Source organism: Ruegeria sp. N4 (assembly GCF_056531425.1).
This window is the reverse complement of sequence record NZ_JBQFLT010000004.1, coordinates 60,815-86,512: the sequence shown is the minus strand read 5'-3', so window position 1 is coordinate 86,512 and position 25,698 is coordinate 60,815. Positions and strand designations below refer to the sequence as shown.

General features: G+C 61.6%; 24 protein-coding genes. 11 read left to right on the top strand and 13 right to left on the bottom strand.

Translation table 11 applies throughout. The features are described 5' to 3' along the window. Positions 1 to 79: 79 nt before the first annotated feature. From rsmI to gshB, 3 genes are all read left to right on the top strand, one after another. Entirely contained in the window at positions 80 to 937 is an 858-nt protein-coding gene (gene rsmI, locus ACR0LW_RS08275; RefSeq protein WP_170455580.1) for a 16S rRNA (cytidine(1402)-2'-O)-methyltransferase, read from the top strand. 1 nt (position 938) lies between these two features. Continuing rightward, complete coding sequence (locus tag ACR0LW_RS08270) at positions 939 to 1,310, top strand: YraN family protein (protein WP_170455578.1); 372 nt, start codon at positions 939 to 941, stop codon at positions 1,308 to 1,310. A 61-nt stretch (positions 1,311 to 1,371) separates the two neighbouring features. Then, positions 1,372 to 2,304, top strand: a complete 933-nt coding sequence (gene gshB, locus ACR0LW_RS08265) for a glutathione synthase (RefSeq protein WP_480882225.1) — start codon at positions 1,372 to 1,374, stop codon at positions 2,302 to 2,304. On the opposite strand, the gene ACR0LW_RS08260 is transcribed toward gshB, so the two are convergent. The 4 genes from ACR0LW_RS08260 to cobU are packed head-to-tail and all read right to left on the bottom strand — an operon-like array spanning position 2,301 to position 5,902. Beyond that, positions 2,301 to 3,815, bottom strand: coding sequence for a YifB family Mg chelatase-like AAA ATPase (locus ACR0LW_RS08260; protein WP_480882224.1), 1,515 nt, complete (start codon positions 3,813 to 3,815; stop codon positions 2,301 to 2,303). The two genes, gshB and ACR0LW_RS08260, sit on opposite strands and share 4 nt — an antisense overlap. A gap of 47 nt (positions 3,816 to 3,862) precedes the next feature. Next, positions 3,863 to 4,747, bottom strand: coding sequence for a glutathione S-transferase N-terminal domain-containing protein (locus ACR0LW_RS08255; protein WP_480882223.1), 885 nt, complete (start codon positions 4,745 to 4,747; stop codon positions 3,863 to 3,865). A 58-nt stretch (positions 4,748 to 4,805) separates the two neighbouring features. After that, a complete protein-coding gene (locus ACR0LW_RS08250) occupies positions 4,806 to 5,384 on the bottom strand; it encodes a histidine phosphatase family protein (protein WP_480585767.1) in 579 nt (192 codons plus the stop codon). After that, the gene (gene cobU / locus ACR0LW_RS08245) at positions 5,381 to 5,902 is read right to left on the bottom strand and encodes a bifunctional adenosylcobinamide kinase/adenosylcobinamide-phosphate guanylyltransferase (RefSeq protein WP_480585770.1); all 522 of its coding nucleotides are present in this window, start codon (positions 5,900 to 5,902) and stop codon (positions 5,381 to 5,383) included. The genes ACR0LW_RS08250 and cobU overlap by 4 nt, the downstream gene beginning before the upstream one ends. Before the next feature lie 101 nt (positions 5,903 to 6,003). Between cobU and ACR0LW_RS08240 the strand changes: the two genes are divergently transcribed. The 5 genes from ACR0LW_RS08240 to ACR0LW_RS08220 all read left to right on the top strand — a co-directional run bounded on the left by ACR0LW_RS08240 (position 6,004) and on the right by ACR0LW_RS08220 (position 10,505). Next, positions 6,004 to 6,882, top strand: coding sequence for an RNA polymerase factor sigma-32 (locus tag ACR0LW_RS08240; RefSeq protein ID WP_170623972.1), 879 nt, complete (start codon positions 6,004 to 6,006; stop codon positions 6,880 to 6,882). Further along, positions 6,879 to 7,703 (top strand): ChaN family lipoprotein, encoded by an 825-nt coding sequence (locus ACR0LW_RS08235; protein WP_480882222.1) that lies wholly within the window; start codon positions 6,879 to 6,881, stop codon positions 7,701 to 7,703. Before ACR0LW_RS08240 ends, ACR0LW_RS08235 begins: the two co-directional genes overlap by 4 nt. A 63-nt stretch (positions 7,704 to 7,766) precedes the next feature. After that, positions 7,767 to 8,963: a bifunctional phosphopantothenoylcysteine decarboxylase/phosphopantothenate--cysteine ligase CoaBC gene (gene coaBC, locus ACR0LW_RS08230; RefSeq protein ID WP_480882220.1), complete on the top strand. Its 1,197-nt coding sequence runs from the start codon at positions 7,767 to 7,769 to the stop codon at positions 8,961 to 8,963. Positions 8,964 to 8,994: 31 nt separating this feature from the next. Continuing rightward, positions 8,995 to 9,450, top strand: a complete 456-nt coding sequence (gene dut, locus ACR0LW_RS08225) for a dUTP diphosphatase (protein ID WP_170455559.1) — start codon at positions 8,995 to 8,997, stop codon at positions 9,448 to 9,450. Beyond that, positions 9,450 to 10,505 (top strand): HesA/MoeB/ThiF family protein, encoded by a 1,056-nt coding sequence (locus tag ACR0LW_RS08220; protein ID WP_480585778.1) that lies wholly within the window; start codon positions 9,450 to 9,452, stop codon positions 10,503 to 10,505. Before dut ends, ACR0LW_RS08220 begins: the two co-directional genes overlap by 1 nt. A gap of 84 nt (positions 10,506 to 10,589) precedes the next feature. Here ACR0LW_RS08220 and ACR0LW_RS08215 read toward each other — a convergent pair whose 3' ends face one another. Further along, a complete protein-coding gene (locus ACR0LW_RS08215) occupies positions 10,590 to 11,801 on the bottom strand; it encodes a trans-sulfuration enzyme family protein (protein ID WP_480882218.1) in 1,212 nt (403 codons plus the stop codon). Positions 11,802 to 11,944: 143 nt separating this feature from the next. Between ACR0LW_RS08215 and ACR0LW_RS08210 the strand changes: the two genes are divergently transcribed. Next, the gene (locus tag ACR0LW_RS08210; RefSeq protein WP_480882217.1) at positions 11,945 to 13,960 is read left to right on the top strand and encodes a M3 family metallopeptidase; all 2,016 of its coding nucleotides are present in this window, start codon (positions 11,945 to 11,947) and stop codon (positions 13,958 to 13,960) included. 13 nt (positions 13,961 to 13,973) lie between these two features. Here ACR0LW_RS08210 and ACR0LW_RS08205 read toward each other — a convergent pair whose 3' ends face one another. Genes ACR0LW_RS08205 through ACR0LW_RS08180 form a run of 6 tightly spaced genes read right to left on the bottom strand, consistent with a single transcriptional unit; the run spans position 13,974 to position 20,540 of the window. After that, positions 13,974 to 14,906 carry a 2-hydroxyacid dehydrogenase gene (locus ACR0LW_RS08205; protein WP_480882215.1) on the bottom strand — a complete coding sequence of 311 codons (933 nt, stop codon included), beginning with the start codon at positions 14,904 to 14,906 and terminating at the stop codon, positions 13,974 to 13,976. 15 nt (positions 14,907 to 14,921) lie between these two features. Further along, the gene (gene rodA, locus ACR0LW_RS08200; RefSeq protein WP_480882214.1) at positions 14,922 to 16,061 is read right to left on the bottom strand and encodes a rod shape-determining protein RodA; all 1,140 of its coding nucleotides are present in this window, start codon (positions 16,059 to 16,061) and stop codon (positions 14,922 to 14,924) included. Next, positions 16,058 to 18,007 carry a penicillin-binding protein 2 gene (gene mrdA / locus ACR0LW_RS08195; protein ID WP_480882213.1) on the bottom strand — a complete coding sequence of 650 codons (1,950 nt, stop codon included), beginning with the start codon at positions 18,005 to 18,007 and terminating at the stop codon, positions 16,058 to 16,060. Before mrdA ends, rodA begins: the two co-directional genes overlap by 4 nt. Continuing rightward, positions 18,004 to 18,540: a rod shape-determining protein MreD gene (locus tag ACR0LW_RS08190; protein ID WP_480882212.1), complete on the bottom strand. Its 537-nt coding sequence runs from the start codon at positions 18,538 to 18,540 to the stop codon at positions 18,004 to 18,006. The genes mrdA and ACR0LW_RS08190 overlap by 4 nt, the downstream gene beginning before the upstream one ends. Next, entirely contained in the window at positions 18,533 to 19,435 is a 903-nt protein-coding gene (gene mreC / locus ACR0LW_RS08185; RefSeq protein ID WP_170455545.1) for a rod shape-determining protein MreC, read from the bottom strand. Before mreC ends, ACR0LW_RS08190 begins: the two co-directional genes overlap by 8 nt. A 58-nt stretch (positions 19,436 to 19,493) precedes the next feature. After that, positions 19,494 to 20,540 (bottom strand): rod shape-determining protein, encoded by a 1,047-nt coding sequence (locus ACR0LW_RS08180; protein WP_039523195.1) that lies wholly within the window; start codon positions 20,538 to 20,540, stop codon positions 19,494 to 19,496. 155 nt (positions 20,541 to 20,695) lie between these two features. On the opposite strand from ACR0LW_RS08180, the gene ACR0LW_RS08175 reads away from it, so the two are divergent. Next, the gene (locus ACR0LW_RS08175; RefSeq protein WP_480882210.1) at positions 20,696 to 21,481 is read left to right on the top strand and encodes a 23S rRNA (adenine(2030)-N(6))-methyltransferase RlmJ; all 786 of its coding nucleotides are present in this window, start codon (positions 20,696 to 20,698) and stop codon (positions 21,479 to 21,481) included. 161 nt (positions 21,482 to 21,642) lie between these two features. Here the strand turns inward: ACR0LW_RS08175 and ACR0LW_RS08170 are convergent, their stop codons facing one another. Then, positions 21,643 to 23,211, bottom strand: coding sequence for a 2-isopropylmalate synthase (locus ACR0LW_RS08170; protein ID WP_170633205.1), 1,569 nt, complete (start codon positions 23,209 to 23,211; stop codon positions 21,643 to 21,645). Positions 23,212 to 23,501: 290 nt separating this feature from the next. Between ACR0LW_RS08170 and ACR0LW_RS08165 the strand changes: the two genes are divergently transcribed. Then, positions 23,502 to 24,167 (top strand): SDR family NAD(P)-dependent oxidoreductase, encoded by a 666-nt coding sequence (locus tag ACR0LW_RS08165; RefSeq protein ID WP_480882209.1) that lies wholly within the window; start codon positions 23,502 to 23,504, stop codon positions 24,165 to 24,167. Between the two features lie 4 nt (positions 24,168 to 24,171). On the opposite strand, the gene ACR0LW_RS08160 is transcribed toward ACR0LW_RS08165, so the two are convergent. Next, a complete protein-coding gene (locus tag ACR0LW_RS08160; RefSeq protein ID WP_480882208.1) occupies positions 24,172 to 25,653 on the bottom strand; it encodes an MORN repeat-containing protein in 1,482 nt (493 codons plus the stop codon). Between the last annotated feature and the right edge of the window lie 45 nt (positions 25,654 to 25,698).

Genomic DNA, 25,698 nt, shown 5'->3' with positions numbered 1-25,698 from the left:
AACTCCCTGATCCGGCGGCGACGGGCGCTGCTATTCTATCGAGCCGCGATAATAAACGTCATGCTGTGAGGGTCCAGCTTTGAATTTCCAAAAGATCAGATTGGCTGCGGGCCTGTATTTTGTTGCCACTCCGATCGGAACCGCGCGCGACATTACGCTCAGAGCACTGGATATTCTGGCATCGGCGGACGTGATCGCGGCGGAAGACACCCGCAGCCTGCGCCGATTGATGGAGATCCATGGCATCCCGCTGGATGGTCGCCGAATCCACGCCTATCACGATCACAGCGGCGCGGGCGCGCGCGGCAAGATTATGGACGCGCTGGCACAGGGGCAGTCGGTTGCCTACGCGTCCGAAGCCGGAATGCCACTGATCGCCGATCCGGGCTATGATCTTGGGCGGCAAGCGGCCGAGGCCGGATATACAGTGACCTGTGCGCCAGGGCCGTCTGCGGCTTTGGCGGCCCTTACGCTGGCGGGTTTGCCAACGGATGCGTTCTTTTTTGCAGGCTTTCTGCCGAATGCGTCCGGTGCTCGGCGCAGCCGCATCGAAGCCCTGCGTGATATTCCCGGAACGCTGGTGTTTTACGAATCGCCCAAACGCGTCGCCAGCAGCCTGTCCGATCTGTCCGACGTTCTGGGCGCAGATCGTCAGGCCGCTTTGTGCCGGGAACTGACGAAGAAATTCGAAGAAATCAAGCGCGGTACGCTGGGCGAACTGGCGCAGGCCTATCAGGGTCAGACCGTGAAGGGCGAGGTTGTCTTGCTGGTGGATCGCAGCCATTCGCAAAGTGTTAACGAGTCTGACGTAGAAGAGGCTTTGAAACAGGCCTTGCAGACGCATTCGGTTCGGGATGCCGCGGATCTGGTGTCGCAGATGTATGATCTGCCCCGGCGTCCGATCTACCAGAAGGCCCTGAAATTGGGAAAGGGATGACATGGCGCAGCGTTCGGTTCGGGGATCAGTGTCCTATCACGCGGGTCAGGCGGCGGAACTGCGCGTCGCTACAGATTACGAACGCCGTGGCTTTTCCATCGCACATCGCCGCTGGCGCGGTGCCGGGGGTGAAATTGATCTGATTGCACGCGATAGCGATGGCCTGGTCTTCATCGAGGTAAAGAAAAGCGCCAGTTTTGACATGGCCGCGGCCCGCATCACACGGCGGCAAACGGAACGGATTTGCGCCTCGGCTGCGCAGTTTCTGGAAAACGAACCCGGCGGGCAGCTGACGAATGTGCGGTTTGACGCGGCCTTGGTTGATCGCTCAGGCGCGGTCCAAATCATCGAAAACGCGTTTGGGCAGGCCTAAGCCCCATTGAACCCCTCGGCCTGCTGCGCCATGTATCTGGCGTGAAGTTGAGGGACATGCCATGAAAATCGCCTTTCAAATGGACCCGATCGGGGCCGTGGACATCAATGCCGACAGCTCTTTCCGCCTTGCGGAAGAGGCGCAGGCCCGCGGGCACCAGCTGTTCTTCTACGGCCCGGACCAATTGGCCTATCAGGAAGGTCGGATCACCGCGCGCGGTCAGGACATGACGGTGCAGCGTGTCCCCGGAGATCCGGCGGTGCTTGGACCGGAACGTGAGGTTGATCTGGCCGAGTTCGACGTCATCTGGCTGCGACAGGACCCGCCGTTCGACATGCATTACATCACGTCGACCCATCTGCTGGATCGCCTCAAAGGTCAGGTTCTGGTGGTCAATGACTCGTTTTGGGTTCGCAACTTCCCCGAAAAACTGCTGATCCTGGATTTCCCCGATCTGATGCCACCGACCACGATTGCGCGGGATCTGCGGACTATCAAAGCGTTCAAGGACAAGCATAAGGACGTCATCCTGAAACCCCTTTATGGCAATGGCGGTGCAGGCGTGTTCCGGCTTGATGCCAACGACCGCAATCTCACGTCCCTGCATGAGCTGTTCTCCGGCTTCTCGCGCGAGCCGCTGATCGTTCAGAAATTCCTGGCCGATGTCAAAAACGGCGACAAGCGCGTGATCCTGGTCGATGGGGAAGCGGTGGGCGCGATCAATCGTGTCCCGGCCGAAGGCGAGACGCGTTCGAACATGCATGTGGGTGGACGGCCCGAGAAGATCGGGCTGAGCGAACGCGATCTCGAGATTTGCGCCGCCATCGGTCCAATTCTGAAAGAAAAGGGCCAGATTTTTGTCGGGATTGACGTCATTGGCGACTACCTGACCGAAATCAACGTGACCTCGCCCACTGGCATTCAGGAGCTGGAGCGGTTTAACGGCGAGAACATCGCCGAAAAGATCTGGCAGGCGATTGAGGCCAAAATCTAGGCCATCACCCTGGCGCTGATCCGAAAGCTCAGCGCCTCGGCCACATGGGGTCTGCGAATATCGGGCGCACCGTCCAGATCGGCGATGGTTCGCGCAACCCGCAGGATGCGGTGAAAGGCGCGGGCCGACAGGCCGAACCGGTCGGCGGCTTTCAGCAACAGGTCTTTGCCTTCGGGATCCAGGGCTGCGACCTCTTCCAACAACTTACCTTCAACATCCGCGTTCTGGCGGACGGATGGCGTATCTGCGTAGCGCGTGGCCTGAACCTGACGCGCCTGTTCCACTCGTGTCGCGACGGTGGCCGAGCTGTCGCCGGATGGCGGCAGATCAAGGTCGGTGAAGGCAACAGGCGGTACCTCGATCCGCAGATCGAACCTGTCCATCAACGGGCCGGAAATACGGTTCAGATAATCCTCGCCGCATCCGGGCGCACGGGAACAGGCGCGGGACGGATCGGTCAGATAGCCGCATTTGCAGGGGTTGGCCGCGGCGACCAGCATGAAACGGCAGGGATACTTCACATGCGCATTGGCGCGCGCCACCATCACTTCGCCTGTCTCAATCGGTTGGCGCAGGGTTTCCAGCACCGTCCGGGGGAACTCGGGAAACTCGTCCATGAACAGTACACCGTTATGGGCCAATGAAATCTCGCCGGGTTTTGCGCCCTTGCCGCCACCAACAATCGCCGCCATCGAGGCCGTATGGTGCGGCTCGCGGAAGGGTCGCGCGCGGCTGATGCCGCCTTCGTCCAGCAACCCGCAGAGGGATTGGATCATAGACGTCTCCAGCGCCTCGATCGGCGTGAGGGGTGGCAGAATGCCGGGCAGGCGTGCGGCCAGCATTGATTTGCCCGAGCCAGGCGTTCCGATCATGATCAGGTGGTGCCGCCCGGCTGCGGCAATCTCAAGCGCGCGTTTTGCACGTTCCTGCCCTTTCACGTCGCGCAGATCGCGGGCGCTGGGCGACAGATTCACCTCGCCTGGTTTGGCGGCGGCTAGTGGCGACTGGCCCGAGAAATGGCGGACGACGTCGCCCAGAGACCCGGCTCCGATCACCTGAGTGGCATCGACCCATGCCGCCTCGGTGCTGGATGCGCGCGGGCAAAGCAGCGCGCGATCCTCGGAGGCGGCGGTCATGGCGGCGGGCAAGGCGCCGACCACGGGCACCAAAGACCCATCCAAGGACAACTCACCCAAGGCAACTGTGCCGTCGGCGGCATCTGCCGGAATGATCTCCAGCGCCGACAGCAGGGCGACGGCGATGGGCAGGTCGAAATGGCTGCCTTCTTTCGGCAGATCGGCGGGCGAGAGGTTGATGGTGATCCGCTTCGACGGCAGGGCAATGGCCATGGCGCTAAGCGCGCTACGGACCCGGTCGCGCGCCTCGGACACGGCCTTGTCCGGCAGGCCGACGATGGAGAACGCAGGCAAGCCCGGCGATACGGCGCATTGAACCTCGACCGGGCGGGCCTCGACCCCCTGAAAAGCAACGGTATGAGCGCGGGCAACCATGGCGATCCTGTTCTTGGTTAACAGGACGTTGCTGCCATGGTTGCGGTTTAAGAATCGTTAACGGCAGCACGCATGGCGGTGAATTTGGGCCATGCCTCGGGGTCAGCCACGGTTTTGTCGCGGCAGAACGAATTGCAAAAGCCCCAGCGTTGTCCGTCCAGTTCCAGAAAATCGGTCACCGGTTTTCCGGAATAGGGGCACATCGTGTTAACTGACGGGCCGGGTTCGGCGGCCATGGCCGTTGAAACACCGCCCACTGGCCATGGCGCAATGGGCAAATCCAAAGCGTAGGGAAATGGCTTATATTCAACCGTCAGCCCCATCGCGCGCCATTGGCGCACTAATGTATCGCTGAGCAGTTCGATGCAGTAGTCGCGATTGGCCTCGGATACAGGCAGGCCGTAGCCTATGATCCGTGCGGCCACCGGCGTGTAAAACACATCGGCCAGAGAATACGCGCCAAAAAGCGGTCCATCCTTGGCCCCCGAGATACGGCGCGCATGGGCCCACAGTGTTTCGATACGCGCCAGATCAGTCAGCGTGTCCTCAGATGGAGAGAATCCCTGCCAGACATGCTTCAACTGCATTGCGCATTCGCCGCGCAGGGCGGTGAAGCCGGCGACCATCTCAGCGCATAACCAACGCGCCGTGGCCCGTGCCGCCGGGTCTCTGGGCCATAAGCTGGCTTCCGGGTGGCGTTCGGCCAGCGTTTCGGCCATGGCGAGGCTTTCGCCCACGACAGTTCCCTCGGGCAAGCGCATCGCGGGAACCAGCCGGGCCGGAGACAGCGGCTCCATATCCTGAGCCATGGTTCCGGAATAAAGGCCGATCATATGGGTTCGATAGGGCAGGCCGAACTTTTCCAGCATCAGCCAACCGCGCATGGACCAGCTGGAAAACAGCCTGTCGCCGATAAAAAGGTCATAGGTCATAAAGGGACGATGACGCAGCGCGTCGCGCAGGTAAATCAGTGATTTGTGCGCCGCCCGATCACGGAAGGTGATTGATTACACCGGCCGACCATGCCTGACCGTCAAATGCCAGATGGGTCACGGACAGGTTGTCGATGCGGTGCGCAAAGGTCTGTTGCGCGTCCAGATCCAGCGCGCGCTGAACCTGTGTCAGGATCACACCAAAATGGGCGACGATGACCAGATCGTGGCCCCGGTGATTGGCGATCAGGGTGTCAATCGCGCCATCGACCCGCGCGCGCACCTCGTTCCAGCTTTCACCTTGTGGTGGGCGAACGTCGCCGGGGTTGTCCCAATAGGCGAAGGCCAGTTCGGGGTCTTCGGCCTCGATTTCGGCAAAGCCGCGCAATTCCCACGCGCCGAAATTGATCTCGCGCAGGTCCGGGTGATGGGGCAAACGGCGGCGTGTGCCTTGGATAGCTGTTGCAGTCTCTAAGGCGCGCGACAGGTCCGAGGACACGACTATTGCCGCGGGCGGCAGGTAGTCATGCAGGCGTTCCAGGGCGGCTGTGTCGCTCAGATCAGCCGGAAGATCGGACCAGCCAACCATGGTTTTGGCATGGGTCGGGCCATGGCGGACAAGGTGCAGCCGGGTCACGGCAATGTCCCCTTCAGAACCATCGGCAAGCCTGCCGTCACCTGTACCGCCAGATCGGCACGAGCGGCAAGGGCGATGTTCAAGCGACCCTGCGCCTCGCGAAAGCGGCGGGCCAAAGCGTTTTCGGGTACGATCCCATGACCTACTTCGTTTGAGACAATGACGATCTGCGCCGCGCAATGCCCCAGCGCGTCCAGCAGGTCAGCCTGCGCCGTGGCCAGATCGGTTTCGGCCAGCAGGTGATTGGTCAGCCACATGGTGGCGCAGTCGATCAGACAGACCTGATCCGCCTTCAATTCCGCCAAAACCGGGGCCAAATCCAAAGGTGCCTCGACCGTCAGCCAATCCGGGCCGCGTTGGGCGATATGCTGATCGACCTTTTGGCGCATCTCATCATCAAACACTTGTGATGTGGCCAGATAAACGCGGCTTTTCCCCAATGAAACAACCAGTTGTTCGGCAAAAGCCGATTTGCCCGAAGCAGCCCCGCCCAGCACAAAGGTTAAATCGGGCAGCACAATTCTTACCTTTCTAGTGATCCACCTGCTTGTGCTCTGCGTATCGACGACAGGTCGGCAAGGCAAGCCCGGCCATCGAATACGATAATTGGGAGAGTTTCATGGCACTTGACAACGCGACCGACTTTTCGATGTCCAGGCAGGCAATGAAGGCCGAATTGCTGGACGCAGAGACCGAGTTAAAGTTGGCTTATGCCTGGCGCGATGAGCGTGACGAACAAGCCCTTCACCGCCTGATCACCGCCTATATGCGCTTAGCTATTTCGATGGCGGCCAAGTTCAAGCGGTATGGCGCGCCGATGAACGATTTGATCCAAGAGGCCGGTCTGGGCCTGATGAAAGCCGCTGACAAGTTTGACCCTGACCGGGGCGTGCGCTTTTCCACCTATGCCGTCTGGTGGATCAAGGCCAGCATTCAGGACTATGTGATGCGCAATTGGTCGATGGTGCGCACCGGCTCGACCTCATCCCAGAAATCGCTGTTCTTCAACATGCGTCGGGTTCAGGCACGGTTGGAACGCGAAGCGGCAACCGAAGGTCTGGAACTGGACAGGCACCAACTGCACCAGATGATCGCTACCGAAATCGGTGTGCCCCTGCGCGATGTCGAGATGATGGAGGGCCGCCTGTCAGGTTCGGATTTCTCGCTGAACGCGGTGCAATCGGTTGATGAGGACGGGCGCGAGTGGATCGATGCGCTGGAAGATGATCGGGAACAGGCCGCAGAAACGGTTGCGCACAACCATGACACCGAACAACTGCGCGAGTGGTTGTTGACCGCGATGAACGCGCTGAATGACCGCGAGCGTTTCATCGTACGCGAACGCAAGCTGCGCGAACCCGCGCGGACGCTGGAAAGCCTGGGGGATGAGCTTGGTCTGTCCAAGGAACGTGTCCGCCAGCTTGAGGCCGCAGCATTTGTGAAGATGCGTAAGAACCTTGAAGCCCAGTCGCGAGAGGTGCAACACTTCATCGCATGACACGGCTTGCGATTCTGCTTTGTGCACTGATGGTTACGATGGTCTCGGCGCGTCCGGGACAGGCGGATGCGTTGATCCCTCGCGACATGATTGCCGACATGCAGTCGGCGGATGTGGTGATATTGGGCGAAGTTCACGACAATCCCAGGCATCATCAGGTTCAGAGCGAGGCGGTCAAAGCCCTGTCGCCCTCGGCGGTCGTGTGGGAGATGGTGACCGAAGAAGGCGCGCAAAGGCTGGCGCAAAAAGCCGTGTCCGATCCCGAAGAACTGGGCCGCATCCTGCGCTGGGCGGAAACCGGCTGGCCGCCGCTCAGCATGTATTACCCTGTTTTTCAGGCATCCGACGCGCCTGTCTACGGTGCCATGGTGCCGCGTGTCGCTGCCCGGGCCGCGATGGAACGAGGCGCGGCAACAGCGCTGGGCGCGGATGCGGCGCGATATGGCCTGACGGTTCCACTGCCGCCTGACGAGCAGGCCGCGCGCGAAGCCGACCAGTTGGCTGCGCATTGTGACGCGCTTCCGGCAGAGGCCTTGCCGCAAATGGTCGCAATACAGCGCCTGCGCGACGCCGTGCTGACACGCTCGACCCTGCAGGCGATCGAAGACACCGGCGGGCCGGTTGCGGTGATCACCGGCAACGGCCATGCCCGCAAGGACCGAGGCATTCCGACCTTCCTGTCGCGGATGCAGCCCGGCTTGAAGGTTTTTGTGCTGGGCCAATCCGAGGATGGCGCAATCGAAGGCACATTCGACGCGGTGATTGACAGCCCGACTGTTGATCGCGAAGACCCCTGCAAAGCGTTCGAGACCCAGAATTAACCGCTGGAACTACGCGGTGGCGTTGCATAATGTCGGGGCCGACCGGGACGGGAAGGGCTGAACATGCTGTCATCCAAACGCATTTTGCTGATCATCGGCGGAGGGATAGCTGCCTATAAATCGCTGGACCTGATCCGGCGGCTGAAAGAGCGTGGCGCAGCCGTAACCCCCGTTGTGACCCGCGCGGCGGAAGAGTTCGTGACGCCCTTGTCCGTGTCCGCGCTTGCAGGTGAAAAGGTCTATCGCGACCTCTTCGACCTGACCGATGAGGCCGAGATGGGCCATATCCAGCTTTCGCGCTCGGCTGACCTGATCGTTGTTGCTCCGGTCACGGCGGATCTGATGGGCAAGATGGCCTCGGGTCTGGCGAATGATCTGGCCTCGACCCTTCTGATGGCCACCGACACGCCCGTTCTGTGCGCGCCTGCCATGAATGTGCGGATGTGGGATCACCCCGCGACCCAGCGCAACCTTGCGCAGTTGCAGGCGGATGGCGTGCGCTTTGTCGGCCCGAACGAAGGGGATATGGCCTGCGGCGAATACGGCCCCGGCCGCATGTCCGAACCGCTAGAGATTGTTGCCGCGATCGAGGCCCAATTGTCGGACGGCCCATTGCAGGGCAAGCGCATTCTGGTGACGTCGGGCCCCACGCATGAACCCATCGACCCCGTGCGCTATATCGCCAACCGCTCCTCGGGGGCGCAGGGCACCGCCGTGGCGCGGGCCTTGGCGGCGCTTGGGGCGGATGTGGTTTTTGTCACCGGCCCCGCCGATGTGCCCCCGCCCGAAGGCGTGCAGGTGGTGCGCGTTGAAACGGCGCAGGAAATGTCGGACGCGGTCGACGCCGCCCTGCCGGTGGATGCTGGTGTCTTTGCCGCCGCCGTGGCCGATTGGCGCGTCGCCAGCGCCTCGGACCGGAAGCTGAAGAAAACCCGCGACGGCTTGCCCGCGCTGGAGTTTGCTGAAAACCCCGACATCCTGAAACGGGTCGCGCATCTGGAGCAGGGACGACCAGCGCTGGTCGTGGGCTTTGCGGCGGAAACAAATGACGTTCTGGACAATGCCACCGCGAAACGACTGCGTAAGCAATGTGACTGGATTGTCGCCAACGATGTCAGCCCGTCGACCGGTATCATGGGAGGGGCGGAAAACGCGGTGGTCCTGATCTCGGACACTGGTGCAGAGGAATGGCCGCGCATGGGCAAGGACGCGGTGGCCGCCCGTCTGGCCCAGAAGATTGCCGAGGCGTTGGGCGATTGACGCCTTGGACTATGAACAAAGAGGAACTGGAATGGTGGCAATTCGTGTGATCCGCGACGCGGGGTCCGATGCCTCGGTGGCATTGCCGTCTTATGAAACATCCGGTGCCGCCGGTGCAGATGTGCGCGCAAACCTTCCCGGCGGCAAGGCGATCACGCTTGAACCCGGGCAGCGCGCCTTGATCCCGACTGGCCTGCGGATCGAAATCCCCCAAGGGTACGAGGTTCAGGTCCGCCCGCGCTCGGGGCTGGCCCTGAAACACGGGATCACCCTGCCCAACACGCCGGGGACCATCGACAGCGATTATCGTGGACCCCTGGGCGTGATCCTGATGAATGCCGGGCAAGACCCCTTTGACGTGGCGCATGGCGAACGTATTGCGCAACTGGTCGTCGCCCCGGTCGTTCAGGCCGAGTTCCTAGTGGCAGACGACCTGAGCGATACCGAACGCGGGGCAGGTGGCTTCGGCTCCACCGGGCGCGGCTGATGTTGCTGGTTCTTCTGTTGGCCGCCGGGCTTTGGGGCGTCGGCTACATCGCGGGTGTATCGCGCACGGCCCGGCTGGTCTCGGTCGCGGTTCTTTTGTCGGGCGTCATCATTGCGCAGCTGATCCTGCCCGACGGCAATCCCTTGCGCGAGGCGACGGGTGGGTCGGCGGCGATGTGGCTGATCCTGGCCGGGTTTGCCGCGTTGGTTCTGCTCTATGGCAGGGTGCTGAAAGTCCTGCGCAACCGGGCCACGCCCGAGACAAATCAGGATACTGTCAAACCCTCGGACCGTTTCTCTGAAACCGAACTGGATCGCTATGCCCGTCACATCGTCCTGCGGGAATTGGGCGGGCCGGGGCAGAAGAAACTCAAAAAAGCGCGGGTTCTGGTCATCGGCGCAGGCGGTCTGGGCGCGCCCGCGTTGCAGTATCTGGCGGCGGCAGGGGTTGGCACCATCGGCGTGATCGATGACGACGTGGTTGAAAACGCCAATCTGCAACGGCAGGTGATCCACCGCGACGCCGACATCGGAATGCCCAAGGTTTTCTCGGCGCAACAAGCGATGGAGGCGCAGAACCCGAACGTTGTGGTGCTGCCCTACAATCGCCGTTTCAGCGAAGAGATCGCGGCGGACCTGTTCGCCGATTTCGATCTGATCCTGGACGGGACGGACAATTTCGACACCCGCTATCTGGCCAACCGAACGGCGGTTGCCTTGGGGAAACCTTTGATCTCTGGCGCGCTCTCGCAATGGGAAGGGCAGCTGAGTGTCTTTGACCCCGCCACCACAGGCCCGTGCTATCAGTGCATCTTCCCCGAAGCGCCCGCCGCCGGGCTGGCCCCTTCTTGCGCCGAAGCGGGGGTGATCGGGCCGCTGCCCGGCGTGGTGGGATCCATGATGGCGGTTGAGGCGATCAAGGTGATCACCGGTGCCGGGGCCGCCTTGCGGGGCGAAATGCTGATCTATGACGCGCTTTATGGCGAAAGCCGCAAGATCACCCTGTCCAAACGCGCCGATTGCCCGATTTGCGCGCAGGCAGCCGCCCAGGCGTAACCGCCGCGCGCGCCAGCGCGCGGCCCGGCCCAACCGCGCCAAGGCGCATCTGCGATGCGCGCTGCGCGGGCGGGAGAGCCCCGTTCACCCCAAAGCGCGGTCCAGATCGGCGATCAGGTCCTCGGCATCTTCCAGCCCGACCGACAATCGGAAAATCCCGTCGCCCGCATAGGCGCGGTAATCCTCCAACTGCGCGCCGCCCAGTTTGAACGACGTCTCCATCAGCCCATCGGTGCCCATCCAGAAGATCAGGCTACGATGATGCCCCAGCGAGACTGCATAGTGGATCACCTCAAGCCTCTCGATCATCTGTTGCGCGATGCGTTCGCCCTCAGCAGCGTTGCCCACCTGGAATGAGATCATGCCGGACATATTCGACATCTGTTGCTGCGCCAGTTCGGCCAGCGGATGCGATGCGAGACCGGGATAGATCACCTTGGTGACCCGCGGGTCATTGTCCAGCCATTCGGCTACCGCCATGGCTCCGGCCTGATGGGCCTTCATGCGCAGGGGCAGGGTGGTGGCGCCGCGCGCGATCAGCCAGGCGTTGAACGGTGATAGAACGCTTCCGTGATGGATCGCGGCCTCGGCCCGCATCCGCGCGACCAGCTCCGCCGATCCGGCCACCGCGCCGCCCACCGCATCGCCATGCCCGCCGATATATTTCGTGATCGAGTGCAGCGTCAGATCAACACCCAACGCCACCGTGTCCATGCCCAGTGGCGAGGCAAAGGTGGCATCACAACTCAGCAACGCCCCGGCCTGACGCGCAAGCCGCGAGATTGCGGCCAGATCGGTCAGCCGCCCGATGGGATTTACTGGCGTTTCGGTATGGATCAGCCGCGTGTTGGGGCGCAGGGCCGCAGCCACGTTCGACGGATCAGACATGTTGACGGCTGAGACCTCAATGCCCATGCGCGGCAGGGTCTCGCGCGCCAGTTCGGCCACGCCTGCATAAGACACGTCGGAGACAATCAGATGATCGCCTGCCGACAGAAAGGTGAAAAAGATCGCCGAGGCCGCCGCCATCCCCGAGGCGGTCGCCAGACAGGCCTCGGTGCCTTGCAGCGCAGCGATCTTGGCCTCCAGCCCCGCCACGGTCGGGTTGGCCCAGCGGGAATACACATAGGGCGTCTCGGGTGTCAGATCATGGGCGGAAAACCCGGCCAGATCCTCGGTGATATAGGTCGAGCTCATGTGGATCGGCGGGGCCGATGCGTTGGTCGAGGCGTCTGGCGGATCCCCGGCATGGATCGCTGTCGTCATGATCCCGGCGGGGCGATTGGGTTTTGTCATGGGCGTCCTCCCTTTCGTGTCGAACCTGAGCGGGCTATCGCGACAAGGCAAGCAGATTTGCGACGAATTCTGCCGGTTCCGGTACCACCCCCTCTGGACCATTCCCCGCGCCCTACATAGCTTGAGGGTCAAAGGAGATCTGCATGACCAACCCGATCCTGTCCGACTGGACCACGCCCTTTGAAATCGCGCCCTTCGCTGCGATTTCAGATGAAGATTTTGCCCCGGCACTGGATAAGGCGATGGCTGCGCATAACGCTCAGATCGACGCGATTGCCGGAAACCCGGACGCGCCCACCTTTGCCAACACGATCGAAGCGCTTGAGGCCGCGGGGGAGCAATTGGATAAGGTCCTGTCGGTGTTTTTCACGGTGGCAGGGGCCGACAGCAACCCCAAACGGGAAGAGTTGCAGCGTGACTTTTCACCGAAACTGTCGGCGCATTTCTCGGGCATTTCCTCAAACAAGGATCTGTTCCGCCGGGTGGCCGATCTTTGGCAGCGGCGCGATGATCTGGACCTGAGCGATGAACAGGCCCGAGTTCTGATGCTGACCCATCGCGGCTTTGTCCGCGCTGGTGCCGCGCTGCAGGGCGAGGCCGATGAAAGGATGCAAGGGATCAAATCGCGCCTTGCCTCGCTGGGCACCTCGTTCACCCAGAACCTGCTGGCGGATGAGCGCGATTGGTTCATGGTTCTGGCCGAGGATGATCTGGACGGCCTGCCCGATTTCGTCATCGCTGCGGCCCGCGCAGCGGGTGAGGAAAAGGGCGCGAACGGGCCGGTTGTGACCCTGTCCCGCTCGCTGATCGTGCCGTTTCTGCAGTTCTCATCCCGCCGCGACCTGCGGGAAACCGCCTATCGCGCCTGGGCTGCGCGGGGGGCAAACGGGAATGAGACCGACAACCGCGAGATTGCAGCCGAAATCCTGACCCTGCGGGAAGAGCGGGCCAAGCTGCTGGGCTATGACAGTTTCGCGGATTTCAAGCTGGAAACCGAGATGGCCCGCTCGCCCGACCGCGTGCGCGATCTGTTGATGCAGGTTTGGGACCCCGCCAAAGCCCGCGCCGATGCGGATGCAGAGATTCTGACCGGCATGATGCAAGAGGATGGCGTGAACGGCCCCTTGGAAGCCTGGGACTGGCGCTACTATGCCGAGAAGCTCCGCAAGGCCGAGCATGATCTGGATGAGGCGGCGCTGAAACCGTACCTGCAACTCGACCGGATGATCGAGGCGTCTTTTGCCTGCGCCAACCGTCTGTTCGGGCTGGAGTTCGCGCCGCTGGACGTGCCGCTCTACCACCCCGATTGCCGGGCGTGGGAAGTGACGCGCAACGGGCGGCATGTGGCGGTTTTCATTGGCGATTATTTCGCACGTGGCTCTAAACGGTCAGGGGCCTGGTGCAGCGCCATGCGGGCGCAGGCGAAATTCCCCGAAGAACAAGCGCCCGTTGTGATCAACGTGTGCAACTTCGCCAAGGGCGATCCGGCGCTGCTGTCCTACGATGACGCCCGGACCCTGTTTCACGAGTTCGGCCATGCGCTGCATCAGATGCTGTCGAACGTGACCTATGAAAGCATTTCAGGCACGTCCGTCGCGCGGGATTTCGTCGAACTGCCCAGCCAGCTTTATGAACACTGGCTTGAGGTTCCGGAGGTTCTGGCCGAATACGCCACCCATGCCGAGACGGGTGAGCCGATGCCTCAGGCGATGCTGGAGAAGGTGCTGAAGGCAGCCAATTTCGATCAGGGGTTCCAGACGGTTGAATATGTGGCCTCGGCCTTGGTTGATCTGGCGTTTCACGAAGGCGCGGCCCCGGCGGATCCGATGGCCAAGCAGGCCGAGGTTCTGGCCGAAATCGGCATGCCAAAGGCCATCGGGATGCGCCACGCCACCCCGCATTTCGCTCATGTCTTTGCGGGCGACGGGTATAGCGCAGGCTACTACAGCTACATGTGGTCCGAGGTCATGGATGCCGACGCCTTCGCCGCATTCGAAGAGGCCGGAGGGGCCTTTGACCCCGAACGCGCCAAGGCGCTGGAAGAGAATATCCTCTCCACCGGCGGCTCGCGTGAGGCCGAGGATCTGTATCTGGCCTTCCGGGGTCGCCTTCCGGGTGTCGAGGCATTGTTGAAAGGGCGCGGGTTGATCGCCGCCTGATCGGATCGGGCCGTCAGTATCCCAACTGGCGGTCCACCAGATGCACAATGGGCTCACCGGCTTCGCCGCGCCGGATGTTCTCGCAGATCACCTGCGCCGCTGTGACAGGCCGGGTCTCTGACGCGATATGCGGCGTGACGGTCACGTTCGGATGTGTCCAATAGGGGTGTTCGGGTGGCAGGGGTTCGATGCGAAACACATCCAGCGTCGCGTGTCCGACCTGCCCGGTGTTCAGCGCCTCCAGCAGGGCGTTGTCATCGATCAGCGGGCCGCGCCCCGGATTGATGATCTTTGCCCCTTTCGGCAACAGCGCCAGCGTTTCGGCGTTCAGGGTGTTTTCCGTCGCTTGCGTGTCTGGCAACAGCAGCACGACGATTTCGGATTGGGACAAGGCGGTACGCAAACCGTCGGCCCCATGCAGACAGGTCACGCCCTGGATGTCCTTTTGGGTGCGGCTCCACCCCAAAACGCGAAAGTTCAGCGTGGCCAGCGCCTGCGCTGCCGCTTGCCCCAACTCTCCCAGCCCCAGCACGCAGACTGTGCGCTCGGTCGCAAGCGGTGGCGCGACCGGGGCCCAAACACCGTCCTGCTGGGTGATATGGGTGTCCATGCCCAGATGATACCGCAGGACATGGCCCAAAACCCATTCTGTCATACCTTGCGTCAACCCGTGATCAACCATGCGGGCCAGCGGAACAGTCAGAGTTGCGTTGTCGGCGATGCTTTCGACCCCGGCCCAGAGGCTCAGCACAGCCTTCAACCTTGAATAGGGCGTGAAGTCCAGCAAGCCGCCATTTGGCGCGTAGACGACATAATCCACCTGATCCGGGTGCATGTCGGTGGCCAGATGCACGTCCAACCCGGCCTGGGCCAGACCCTTGGTCAACAGCGGCTGGTAGATCGGCCACAGGGCAGGGCGCGCAGAGAACAGAACGTTGACGGGCATGAAGGGCCTTTCAGATCAGCGGGGGCGGTGGATATGCGCGCTTTGGACAATGCCGAAGGCTGCCATCAGGACCAGCATGGCCGATCCGCCATAGCTGACCATTGGCAGCGGCACACCCACAACCGGGGCCAGCCCCATCACCATCGACATGTTGACCGCAAAGAACAGGAAGAAGTTCAGCGCAATCCCCAGCACCACCAGTGACGAGAACCGATCCTTGGTCGAAAGCGCCGTGACCATGCAGAAGATCAGGATCAGGGCATAGAGTATCAACAGGGTGATGCCGCCAACAAAGCCGAATTCCTCGGCCAGCGTGGTGAAGATGAAATCGGTGTGCTTTTCAGGCAGGAAATTCAGGCGCGATTGAGTGCCTTGCATGAACCCCCGACCGTTCCAGCCACCAGACCCAAGCGCGATCTTTGATTGGGTGATATGGTATCCGTCGCCAAGTGGATCGGATGAAGGATCAAGAAATGTGTCGATGCGGCGAAACTGATAGTCTTTCAGCAACTGCCATTCGGTTCCCCGGCTATTGAAGACAGCGGCAATCAGCCCCGCCACGGCCGCTATTACCGCCGCAAAATAGGCCCAATGCACACCTGCCAAAAACATCAACCCGCCACCGGCGGCCAGCAACAGGATCGAGGTGCCAAGGTCCGGTTGCCGTAAGACCATGAAGGTCGGGATAAGGATAAGGATCACCGGAATGATCACCCAGAGCGGGCGAGAAGTTTTGTGAGAAGGCAGCCAATCGTAATAAGCCGCCAGCACCATGACCAATGCGACTTTCATCACCTCGGACGGTTGCAGCCGCATGAAACCAAGATCTATCCAGCGCTGAGCGCCCATACCTATGGTTCCAAAAAGCTCGACAAATACCAGCAGAGCGATGGAACCCAGATAAGCCAGCACCGACATATTTCGCCAGAACCAGATCGGTACAAGCGCGATGATAAACATCACAGTTAAGCCCAGACCAAACCGCTCCATCTGAGGTTCGGCCCAGGGCGTCCAGGACCCGCCTGCCACGGAATAGAGCATCAGGAACCCGGCGCTGGCCGTGCTGATCAGCAACAAGGTCAGGGGCCAGTTCATATACAGGAACTTGCGGAACCCCGATGGCGTCGATTTGACGTTATACTCAAGATAGCTCATGCGCGATCCTTTTCGTCAGGACGCGCTTTGGGGCGGCGATCGCCTTCAAGCCTCTTTTGCTGCTCTTTAATACGGTCCCGATCCGCGACCGGGTACGCCTCAAGCGGCGGGGTGCCCTTGTAGAGTGCCTGTAGCATGATATCTCGTGCAACCGGGGCCGCTGCTTTCGATCCGCCACCGCCATGTTCCACCACCACTGCAATCGCGTATTTGGGATTGTCGTAGGGCGCAAAACTGACGAACAGGGCGTGATCTCGGCGTTCCCAAGGCAGGTCCTCGTTGCGGATTACGCCTGCGGCCCGTTCGGCCTTGGTGATGTTGCGGACCTGGCTGGTTCCGGTCTTGCCCGCCATGCGGAAGTCATCCGCGATGATCCGGCTGCGATATGCCGTCCCGCGCCGGTCGTTCGAAACCGACCACATGGCCTCGCGAATATAACGAAGATTCGCCGGTTTGATCGCCAAAGGTTCACCCGCGCCCGAGGGTTGTTCGACCCCGTTGATCGATCGCACCAGACGGGGCGACACGGCGCGTCCGGTGGCGATCCGTGCGGTCATCACGGCCAGTTGCATGGGCGAGGCGAGCATGAAGCCCTGCCCGATGGACGCGTTGGCGGTATCACCGATCAGCCATTCCTCGCCATGGACCCGCTGTTTCCATGCCTGATTGGGTGCCAGTCCGGCGCGCACGGCGGACATGGGGATGTCATGCTTGATACCCAGGCCAAGGATGTTGGACATCTCAGAGATTTTGTCGATGCCGACCTTGATCGCCACGTCGTAATAATACACGTCACAACTGCGTTTTAGCGATGTATTCAGATCGACCATGCCATGACCGCCGCGTTTCCAGCAGTGGAAGCGGCGGCTGCCGACCTTCAGGTGGCCGGGGCAATAGACGGTATTGCCAGGACCGATGACACCAGCCTCAAGTGCTGCCAGAGCGGTGACCATCTTAAAGGTGGAGCCTGGCGGATAGGTGCCCTGCACCGTTTTGTTGGCCAATGGGCGGTACTTGTCCTGCGTCAGTATTTGGTAATCCGCGACCGAGATTCCGCGGACGAACAGGTTGGGGTCAAAGCTGGGGGCCGAGGCCATCGCGCGCAGATCGCCGGTTTCGCAGTCGATGACCACAGCGGCGGCGCTTTCACCAGCCAGTCGGGCTTGCGCATATTGCTGCAGGTCCGCATCGACCGAGAGCTGAAGGTCGGCACCGGGCTGACCCTCCTGCCGGTCCAATTCACGCATCACTCGGCCCGAAGCGTTAACCTCGATCCGTTTGGAGCCGGCCCGACCACGCAGCGAGATCTCCTGTTTGGCTTCCAATCCGACCTTGCCGATCTGGAAGCGCGGGATGCGCAGCACCGGTTCGGGATCTTCAATCTGGCTGAGATCATAATCGCTGACGGGGCCGACATAACCGACGATATGGGCGAAATCCTCGTATCGGGGGTATTGCCGGGTCGATCCGACCTCGGGCGTGACACCGGGCAGGGCGGGGGCGTTCACCGCAACTTTCGAAATGTCCTCCCACGTTACCTGATCGGCCAATGTCACCGGCAGGAACGGGGCCGAGCGGCGCATCTCGGTCTTGGCGCGTTCGATCTCGTCCTCGTTCAGAGGGATTATGCTGGACAGCTCGGCGATCACCTTGTCGACGTCGCCTGCATCCTCGCGCACGATGACGATACGGTAGGACGGCGTGTTCTGCCCGATGATCTGCCCGTTGCGGTCGTAGATCCGCCCGCGAGTGGGTGGGATCAGGCGGATATTGATGCGGTTTTCTTCGGCCAGAAGGCGGTATTGATCGGCCTGATCGACCTGCATGAACCGCATCCGCGCCGCCAGCCCGCCGACAAAGGCGGCTTGCAGCCCGCCCAGTATCAAGGCCCGGCGCGGCAGGCGTTTATAGGCAAGGCCCTGGGTTTTGGTCTTGCGTGGCTTCATGCCCGCGCCCCCGCAACACTGACATCTGCTGCCGACATCCGTCGCACGCCAAAGACGGACTGGCTGAGCAGAACAATTGCCGGATAGGCCACAATCGTCACGACCAGCTGAAATAGGACGGGCGCAAAGGCAGCCTGATCAACGGACAGGACGGCCAGAATAACGCGGTTTCCAAGAAATACGGCAGTTGTGACCATGCCGACCGACATCCATTCACCCACAAAACCCGCATCCCGCATGCCAGGTGCTGCCGAGCGCAGGTAGGCCGCACCCAGAACCACCAATGCGGCCAGTAATCCGGGCGGGCGTTGCAACAGCAGGTCGGCCATCAGCATCACGGCGGCGATCAGAAAGGTCGGTACGTAATCCGGGCGTCGCAGCACCCATGCAAAGGTCAGCGCGATCATGACATCCGGAAAGGGCCAGCGATCCGGTTGCGCGTTCAGCGGCAGAAGGTGCAGGAACAGGACCAGAAACGCCAACACCACGTAAAGCCCCCGCATCGCCCAGTTATGTGAGGCAGGTTTATCCATCGCCGGCCTCATTGGGTGTCAGAGCGGCTTCGGGGCGTGCCGGACCGACAATGCCACCGGGATCGCGGATCGAGGGCGCCGCGTTGAACCGCAGAACCCGCAGAAACTCCAGCCGCTCGAAGTCGGCGGACAGGCGCACGCGCAGGCGACCGCCCGGGTCTGCGGCAATCTGGCCGATCAGCAGACCGGCGGGGAATACGCCCCCATCGCCCGAGGTAATCACCCGGTCGCCGGGGCGCACAAGCTCGCGGTTTTCAAGGAATTCGACGGCTGGGGCCGGGGTGTTGTCGCCGGCGATCAGGGCCGTTTGCCCCGATGGCTGGATGGTCGCGGGAATGGCGCTGGAGGCATCGGTCAGCAGAATGACACGCGCCGTATCCGGCCCCACGCCCGAAATCCGCCCGACCAGCCCGATCCCGTCCATTGTGGCCCAGCCATCGACGATCCCGTCACGCTCGCCCACATTCAGCAGAACGGACTGCCGGAAGGGTGAGCCGCTATCGGCCATCACAACCCCGGTGATATAGGTCAGGCGCGGGTCAAGGCGCACATTGTTCAAATCCAGCAGGCGCGCGTTTTCTTGTTCCAACTGCAGCGCGGCCTCTTTCCAGGCGCGCATCAGGCGAAGTTCCGACCGCAGCTCGCGGTTCTGTTCGCTCAGGCGTTGATAGCTTTGGAAATCGCGCACCAGATTGACGGTCGCCGTCACCGGCACCATCGCCCATTCCATCGAGGGGACAACGGCGTCCACCACCTGAGCGCGGAAACGCTCAACCCGAGGGCTATCGATCCGCCAGACGACAAAGATGCCCAACAGGCACAGCACAACGATCCCCAGAAGCAGACGCCGCAGCGGGGTCGTGTAGTCATCGCGCTGTGATCGGTCTTTTGCCACAGGTTACCTTCCCGTGCTGCTCGTGCCGAATTTACCCTATGTGCAAAGGGTGCGCGCCTTAGCTTTCGTAGTCAATCGCGTGGCGCAGCTGTTTTTCGTATTCTAGCGCCTTGCCGGTGCCCAAAGCCACACAATTCAGGCTTTCATCGGCAATCGACACGGCCAGACCGGTTTGTTCGCGCAGGGCCAGATCCAGATCGCCCAGCAGCGCGCCGCCGCCGGTCAGCATCACGCCGCGGTCCACAATATCCGCCGCCAGATCGGGCGGGGTCGTTTCCAGCGCGGTCATCACCGCCTCGCAGATCTGTTGGACGGGCTCCGACAGGGCCTCGGCCACCTGGGCCTGGCTGATCTCGATTTCCTTGGGCACGCCGTTCAGCAGGTCGCGGCCGCGGATATGCATCGACTGGCCACGGCCATCATCGGGCATCCGGGCGGTGCCGATGGTGGTCTTGATCCGTTCAGCGGTGGATTCACCGACCAGCAGGTTCTGCTGGCGCCGCAGGTACGAGATGATGGCCTCGTCCATCCGGTCGCCACCAACGCGGACCGAACGGGCGTAGACGATGTCGCCCAGCGACAGAACCGCAACCTCGGTGGTGCCGCCGCCGATATCGACGACCATGTTGCCGGTCGGATCGGTGATCGGCATCCCTGCGCCAATGGCCGCCGCAATCGGTTCGGCAATCAGACCGGCGCGGCGCGCGCCTGCGGACAGAACCGACTGACGGATCGCGCGCTTTTCAACGGGTGTCGCGCCATGAGGGACGCAGACGATGATCTTGGGTTTTGAGAAGGTCGAGCGTTTGTGCACCTTGCGGATGAAATGCTTGATCATCTCCTCGGCGGTGTCGAAATCTGCAATCACGCCCTCGCGCATCGGGCGGATCGCCTCGATGGAACCGGGGGTCCGGCCCAGCATCAGCTTGGCGTCTTCTCCGACGGCCAGAACCTTTTTTACGCCGTCCTTGACGTGATAGGCCACAACCGAAGGTTCAGACAGGATCACACCGCGACCTTTGACATAAACCAGCGTGTTTGCTGTCCCAAGGTCGATAGCCATGTCCGCTGTGAACAGGCCGCCCAGATTGCCAAAGATCCCCATGTTTCCCCTGATCCTGTATGTCGGTTTTTCTACTGCCCGCGACTCGACGGTTCCGGGACGGATGACTTATAGGGTGCCAACTCGCCCGGTAAAAGGGCTGATTCCGCGACAATCAGCACCTTTTCGCCTCATTTGCAGGGACTTTAGAAGGCAACATGCTCTCATATCAACATATTTACCACGCCGGGAATCTGGCGGATGTGCAAAAGCACGCATTGCTGGCCTGGACGCTGTCCTATCTGACCGGCAAGGACAAGCCGCTGACCTATGTGGAAACCCACTCCGGGCGCGGGGTGTACCGGCTGGATTCAGACGAGGCGCGCAAGACGGGTGAAGCGGCGGCGGGGATTGAGCGGGTGCAGCGGGGCGAATGGTTCGAGGCATCGCATCCGCTGACGCAGGCTATCGAGGCGACGCGGTCCAGATTTGGGTCGGCGTGTTATCCGGGATCACCCCTGATTGCGACAAGTTTGCTCAGACCACAGGACAGTTTGCATTTTGCCGAACTGCATCCGCAGGAACATGCTGCGCTGTCGCAGGCTGTGCCGGGGGGCAGCGTTAGGGTCTACAAGCAGGACGGGTATAATCTGGCGCAGTCCCTGCTGCCGCCCACGCCGCGCCGGGGGATGCTGCTGATCGATCCGAGTTATGAGGTGAAATCAGAGTATGATCGCCTGCCGGGTATCATCGCCAAGCTGCATCGCAAATGGAATGTCGGGGTCATCGCGCTTTGGTATCCGATCTTGCGGGATAGCCGCCAACAACAGATGGTCGATGCATTGGTTCGGCAGAACTTACCCAAAGCGATGCGGCACGAGGTGACCTTTCCGGCGGCGCGAAAGGATCATCGCATGATCGGATCCGGCATGTTCGTGGTCAACGCGCCGTTTGGCCTGAGCGACGAAGCCCAGAGACTGACGGACTTGTTCAAAACCCTTTGAAAGCTGGTGCGGCAAAGGGGTCTCCCGCCTCGCTTGCCAGCATCAAAGATGCCGTCAACCGAGTTGGGCCCGGCAGCGCGCCTGCGGCGCGCTGCCGGGCCCAAAACCCAAGAAGGGTCGGCGAAGCCGGGCCGCCGCGGGTGCGGGAGCCTTTGGTCTGTTTAGGTCAGGTCCTTGTAACTGATCTCGCGCGTATCGGCGCCGGGGCCTGTTTTCTCACGCCGCATGATCAGACGGTTCAGCGCGTGGATATACGCCTTGGCCGAGGCCACGACGGTATCTGTGTTCGCAGATTGACCGGTGGCGATCATGCCGTCTTCTTCCAGACGCACCGAGACGGTGGCTTGCGCGTCCGTGCCTTCGGTCACGGCGTGCACCTGATACAGTTGCAAATGCGCTTTGTTGGGGTAAATCGCACGGATCGCCTTGAAGGTGGCATCGACGGGTCCGTCGCCATGTTCGGTCGCGATGATGTCCTTGCCGTCCATCTCCAGCTCGACCGTCGACTCGGCCTGTCCGCCAGTGCCGCAGGTGACCTTCATCGACACCAGTTGCAGGTAGTCATCCGCCTCGTCCAGTGTCATCAGGGCGATCAGGTCGTCGTCAAAGACCTCTTTCTTGCGGTCCGCCAGGTCCTTGAAGCGGACAAAGATATCGCGCAGCTGGTTGTCGCCGACCTCAAAACCCAGTGTCTCAAGTTTGTCGCGCAAGGCGGCGCGGCCCGAATGTTTGCCCAGCGGCAGGGATGTCCCCGTCAGACCAACATCTTCGGGTCGCATGATCTCGAAATTGTCACGGTTCTTCAGCATCCCGTCCTGATGGATGCCGCTTTCATGGGCAAATGCGTTCTTGCCGACGATGGCCTTGTTGAACTGCACGTTAAAGCCCGACACGGTGGCGACCCGGCGTGAGATATGCATGATCTTGGTGGTATCGATACCGGTGTGGTAGGGCATGATATCGTTGCGCGTGCGCATGGCCATCACGACCTCTTCCAGCGCAGTGTTGCCCGCACGCTCACCCAGACCGTTGATGGTGCATTCGATCTGACGCGCGCCGCCGATGACGGCCGCCAGTGAGTTTGCCGTCGCCATACCCAGATCGTTGTGGCAGTGGGTCGCAAACACGACCTCATCCGCGCCGGGCACGGTTGCGATCAGACGCTTGATCAAATCTGCCGATTCCAGCGGTGCGGTGTAGCCCACCGTGTCGGGGATGTTGATCGTGGTCGCACCCGCCTTGATCGCAATCTCGATCACACGGCACAGGTAATCCCACTCGGTCCGCGTTGCATCCATCGGCGACCATTGCACGTTTTCGCACAGATTGCGGGCATGGGTGACCGTGTCGTGGATTTTCTCGGCCATCTCGTCCTGGGTCAGGTTCGGAATGGCGCGGTGCAGCGGAGAGGTGCCGATAAATGTGTGAATGCGGCTTTTCTCGGCGTGTTTGATCGCCTCCCAGCACCGGTCGATATCGTTGAAATTGGCGCGGGCCAGACCGCAAATGCGGCTGTTCTTGGCGCGCTGGGAAATTTCGGTGACGGCTTTGAAATCGCCTTCCGAGGCGATGGGAAAACCCGCCTCGATGATGTCGACGCCCATCTCGTCCAGCAGTTCGGCGATTTCCAGCTTTTCTTCATGGGTCATGGTGGCGCCGGGGCTCTGCTCGCCGTCGCGCAAAGTGGTATCGAAGATCAAGACGCGGTCTTGGTCGGTCACGTTGGTCATGGGATTTCTCTTTCTTCTTCTGTCCTAAAGCCTATGGCGCGCGGGCGTCCTCCTCTGAGCGGGCGCGCCGGATGGCACGCTCAGAGGCGGATTAGGATCAGTAGGCCACGCAGCGACGTACCGCCAAAGGCGGTGTCGGCAAAAGGGATATCTGCGCGGTTGATCATGGGCGAAACTTATACAGAGCAGAAGGGGAATGAAAAGAACCAATTTTCAGGCTTTGCGGATTTGCCCCGGTTTCTTTTGCTTTGCGTGTTGAACCCATCTGTGCTGCCGCTAGGTGGGGCGGTATGAAGACAGCTTTGATCATTGGTGCATCCGGGGGGATCGGCGGCGCAATCTGCGACCGGCTTGTGGCACAGCGCGTGGCGGTGACCGGCCTGTCCCGGTCGCACGACGGGTTCGATCTGACCCGGCCCGAGGTGGCGTTGGCGCGTCTGGATGACCTGCAGGGGCCGTTCGATCTGGTCCTGGTCGCGTCAGGCGCATTGGAGATCAATGGCGCGCAGCCCGAGAAAACCATGCGCGCTGTGACGGCGCGGGCCATGATGGATCAGTATGCTCTGAATACGGTCGGCCCTGCGCTGATCCTTGGCCGGGCGCATCGGTTGCTGCCGCGCGACAGGCGATCCGTGATTGCGGTTTTGTCAGCGCGGGTCGGATCGATTGGCGACAATCGAATGGGCGGATGGGTCAGCTATCGCGCGGCCAAGGCTGCGGTTAATCAGGTGGTTCACACGGCGTCTATCGAGTTGGCCCGGACGCACAAACAGGCGATTTGCGTCGCCTTGCATCCCGGAACGGTCAAAACCGAGTTCACGCGGAAATATCTGGGCCGACATCCCGCTGTCGCGCCGGAGGAGGCTGCCGAAAACCTGCTGCACGTAACGGGGGCGCTGACCCAAGACGACACGGGCGGATTCTTCGACTGGGCCGGGAAGCGGGTGCCCTGGTAGCAGGTCAGTTATCCGCGGGGGCCTCGGTTTCCGGTTCCCCGGCGCTTGGCGCATCCGGTTCTGCGTCTGGCGCGCCCTCGGTGGGTGCTGCACCCTCTGACGACAGGGCGTCGTTGTCCCAAAGGCCCGATTGCTCTTGCCCGTTGGCATAGCGCATGGTGCCCTGTCCCTGACGTTTGTTTTCGAAAAAGCCGCCCTCATACACATCGCCCGAAGCATAGGTTGCCACGCCTACACCGGTTATTTTGCCGTCAAACCAGTCGCCGGTGTAGGTAAAGCCGCTGGGGGCCGTGATCGTTCCCTTTCCATGGCGTGCGCCATCGATGAAATCGCCCTCGTACACCGTGCCGTCGGCAAAGGTTGATTTTCCTTTGCCTTGCCGCGCACCGTCGATCCATTCGCCTTCATAGCGATACCCATTGGCAAAGGTGACCGTGCCGGTGCCATGGCTCAGGGCGTTGCGGAACTGGCCTGAATAGACCGTGCCATTGGGGTAGGTCGCCGTGCCACGCCCCTCAAATACCCCGGCAATCCAGTCGCCGTCATAGACGGTTCCGTCGGCATATGTGCTTTGGCCCTTGCCGTGCGGCAGATCTGCGCTCAGCTCACCGATATAGGCCGAGCCGTCCGGATAGGTGATCTCGCCAAAGCCTTCGATCTGGCCTTGCGACCATTCCCCGGAATAGCGGTAGCCATCGGTGCCAACGAAGGTGCCCTTGCCATCGCGGCGGTCGTCTTCATAGTCGCCCTCGTAGACGCTGCCATTGGCGTAGGTTTCTTTGCCCTTGCCCTGACGGCGGCCTTTCGCAACTTCGCCTTCGTAGACATCGCCATTGGCCAGCGTCATTCGCCCGGTGCCGGTCATCAAGTTCTCGACCCACTGGCCGTCATATTCCAGACCGTCCGACTGGATCCAAAGACCCCGCCCATGGCGTTGGCCCTGCTGCACGTCGCCGTCGTAAACCGACCCGTCCGGATAGGTGATCCTGGCCTTGCCCTGCATTTGGCCATCAACCCAATCGCCGTCGTAGACATAGCCGCTGGGGTCCGTGCGCTTGCCCGTGCCATGGTGGCGCGAGTCCTTAAACTCACCCTCGTAACGCACGCCGCTGGCGTATTCCGCAACACCGGTGCCGTTGATGCCGCCACCTTGCCATTCGCCTTCGTAGGAACCGCCATCGGCATAGCTGATCTTGCCCTGACCCTCGGGCTTGCCTTCGGCGAATTGCCCGACATAGACCGACCCGTCGGCAAAACGCGCCGTGCCCTGGCCCTGAATGACGCCTTCGACCCATTCGCCGGTATATTCAAACCCGTTGGGTAGGCGGTAGGTTCCGGTGCCATGGCGCAGCCCGTTTTCGAACGTGCCCTCATAGACGCCGCCGACCTCGTCATCCTTGGTGATCACCGTCCCGTCCTGGGCAAATGCGGCCGTCATCGTCAGGGACAGAATCCCGACCGTGAGAGAGTTGCGGATCAGCTTCATGTATCGTCCTGCCTGCCCGGTGATCGTTTTCGCTTTGGTTGGCGC

Excerpts from the sequence above, each read along its gene's own strand:
- mrdA (WP_480882213.1), bottom strand. The coding sequence starts at position 18,007 with ATGAAGCCACGCAAGACCAAAACCCAGGGCCTTGCCTATAAACGCCTG.
- ACR0LW_RS08215 (WP_480882218.1), bottom strand. The coding sequence starts at position 11,801 with ATGACAAAACCCAATCGCCCCGCCGGGATCATGACGACAGCGATCCAT.
- ACR0LW_RS08170 (WP_170633205.1), bottom strand. The coding sequence starts at position 23,211 with ATGACCAACGTGACCGACCAAGACCGCGTCTTGATCTTCGATACCACT.
- dut (WP_170455559.1), top strand. The coding sequence starts at position 8,995 with ATGGTGGCAATTCGTGTGATCCGCGACGCGGGGTCCGATGCCTCGGTG.
- ACR0LW_RS08220 (WP_480585778.1), top strand. The coding sequence starts at position 9,450 with ATGTTGCTGGTTCTTCTGTTGGCCGCCGGGCTTTGGGGCGTCGGCTAC.
- ACR0LW_RS08160 (WP_480882208.1), bottom strand. The coding sequence starts at position 25,653 with ATGAAGCTGATCCGCAACTCTCTCACGGTCGGGATTCTGTCCCTGACG.
- ACR0LW_RS08255 (WP_480882223.1), bottom strand. The coding sequence starts at position 4,747 with ATGACCTATGACCTTTTTATCGGCGACAGGCTGTTTTCCAGCTGGTCC.
- ACR0LW_RS08235 (WP_480882222.1), top strand. The coding sequence starts at position 6,879 with ATGACACGGCTTGCGATTCTGCTTTGTGCACTGATGGTTACGATGGTC.
- gshB (WP_480882225.1), top strand. The coding sequence starts at position 1,372 with ATGAAAATCGCCTTTCAAATGGACCCGATCGGGGCCGTGGACATCAAT.
- ACR0LW_RS08180 (WP_039523195.1), bottom strand. The coding sequence starts at position 20,540 with ATGGGGATCTTTGGCAATCTGGGCGGCCTGTTCACAGCGGACATGGCT.
- ACR0LW_RS08175 (WP_480882210.1), top strand. The coding sequence starts at position 20,696 with ATGCTCTCATATCAACATATTTACCACGCCGGGAATCTGGCGGATGTG.
- rodA (WP_480882214.1), bottom strand. The coding sequence starts at position 16,061 with ATGAGCTATCTTGAGTATAACGTCAAATCGACGCCATCGGGGTTCCGC.
- ACR0LW_RS08190 (WP_480882212.1), bottom strand. The coding sequence starts at position 18,540 with ATGGATAAACCTGCCTCACATAACTGGGCGATGCGGGGGCTTTACGTG.
- ACR0LW_RS08165 (WP_480882209.1), top strand. The coding sequence starts at position 23,502 with ATGAAGACAGCTTTGATCATTGGTGCATCCGGGGGGATCGGCGGCGCA.
- ACR0LW_RS08210 (WP_480882217.1), top strand. The coding sequence starts at position 11,945 with ATGACCAACCCGATCCTGTCCGACTGGACCACGCCCTTTGAAATCGCG.
- ACR0LW_RS08260 (WP_480882224.1), bottom strand. The coding sequence starts at position 3,815 with ATGGTTGCCCGCGCTCATACCGTTGCTTTTCAGGGGGTCGAGGCCCGC.
- ACR0LW_RS08270 (WP_170455578.1), top strand. The coding sequence starts at position 939 with ATGGCGCAGCGTTCGGTTCGGGGATCAGTGTCCTATCACGCGGGTCAG.
- ACR0LW_RS08205 (WP_480882215.1), bottom strand. The coding sequence starts at position 14,906 with ATGCCCGTCAACGTTCTGTTCTCTGCGCGCCCTGCCCTGTGGCCGATC.
- coaBC (WP_480882220.1), top strand. The coding sequence starts at position 7,767 with ATGCTGTCATCCAAACGCATTTTGCTGATCATCGGCGGAGGGATAGCT.
- ACR0LW_RS08240 (WP_170623972.1), top strand. The coding sequence starts at position 6,004 with ATGGCACTTGACAACGCGACCGACTTTTCGATGTCCAGGCAGGCAATG.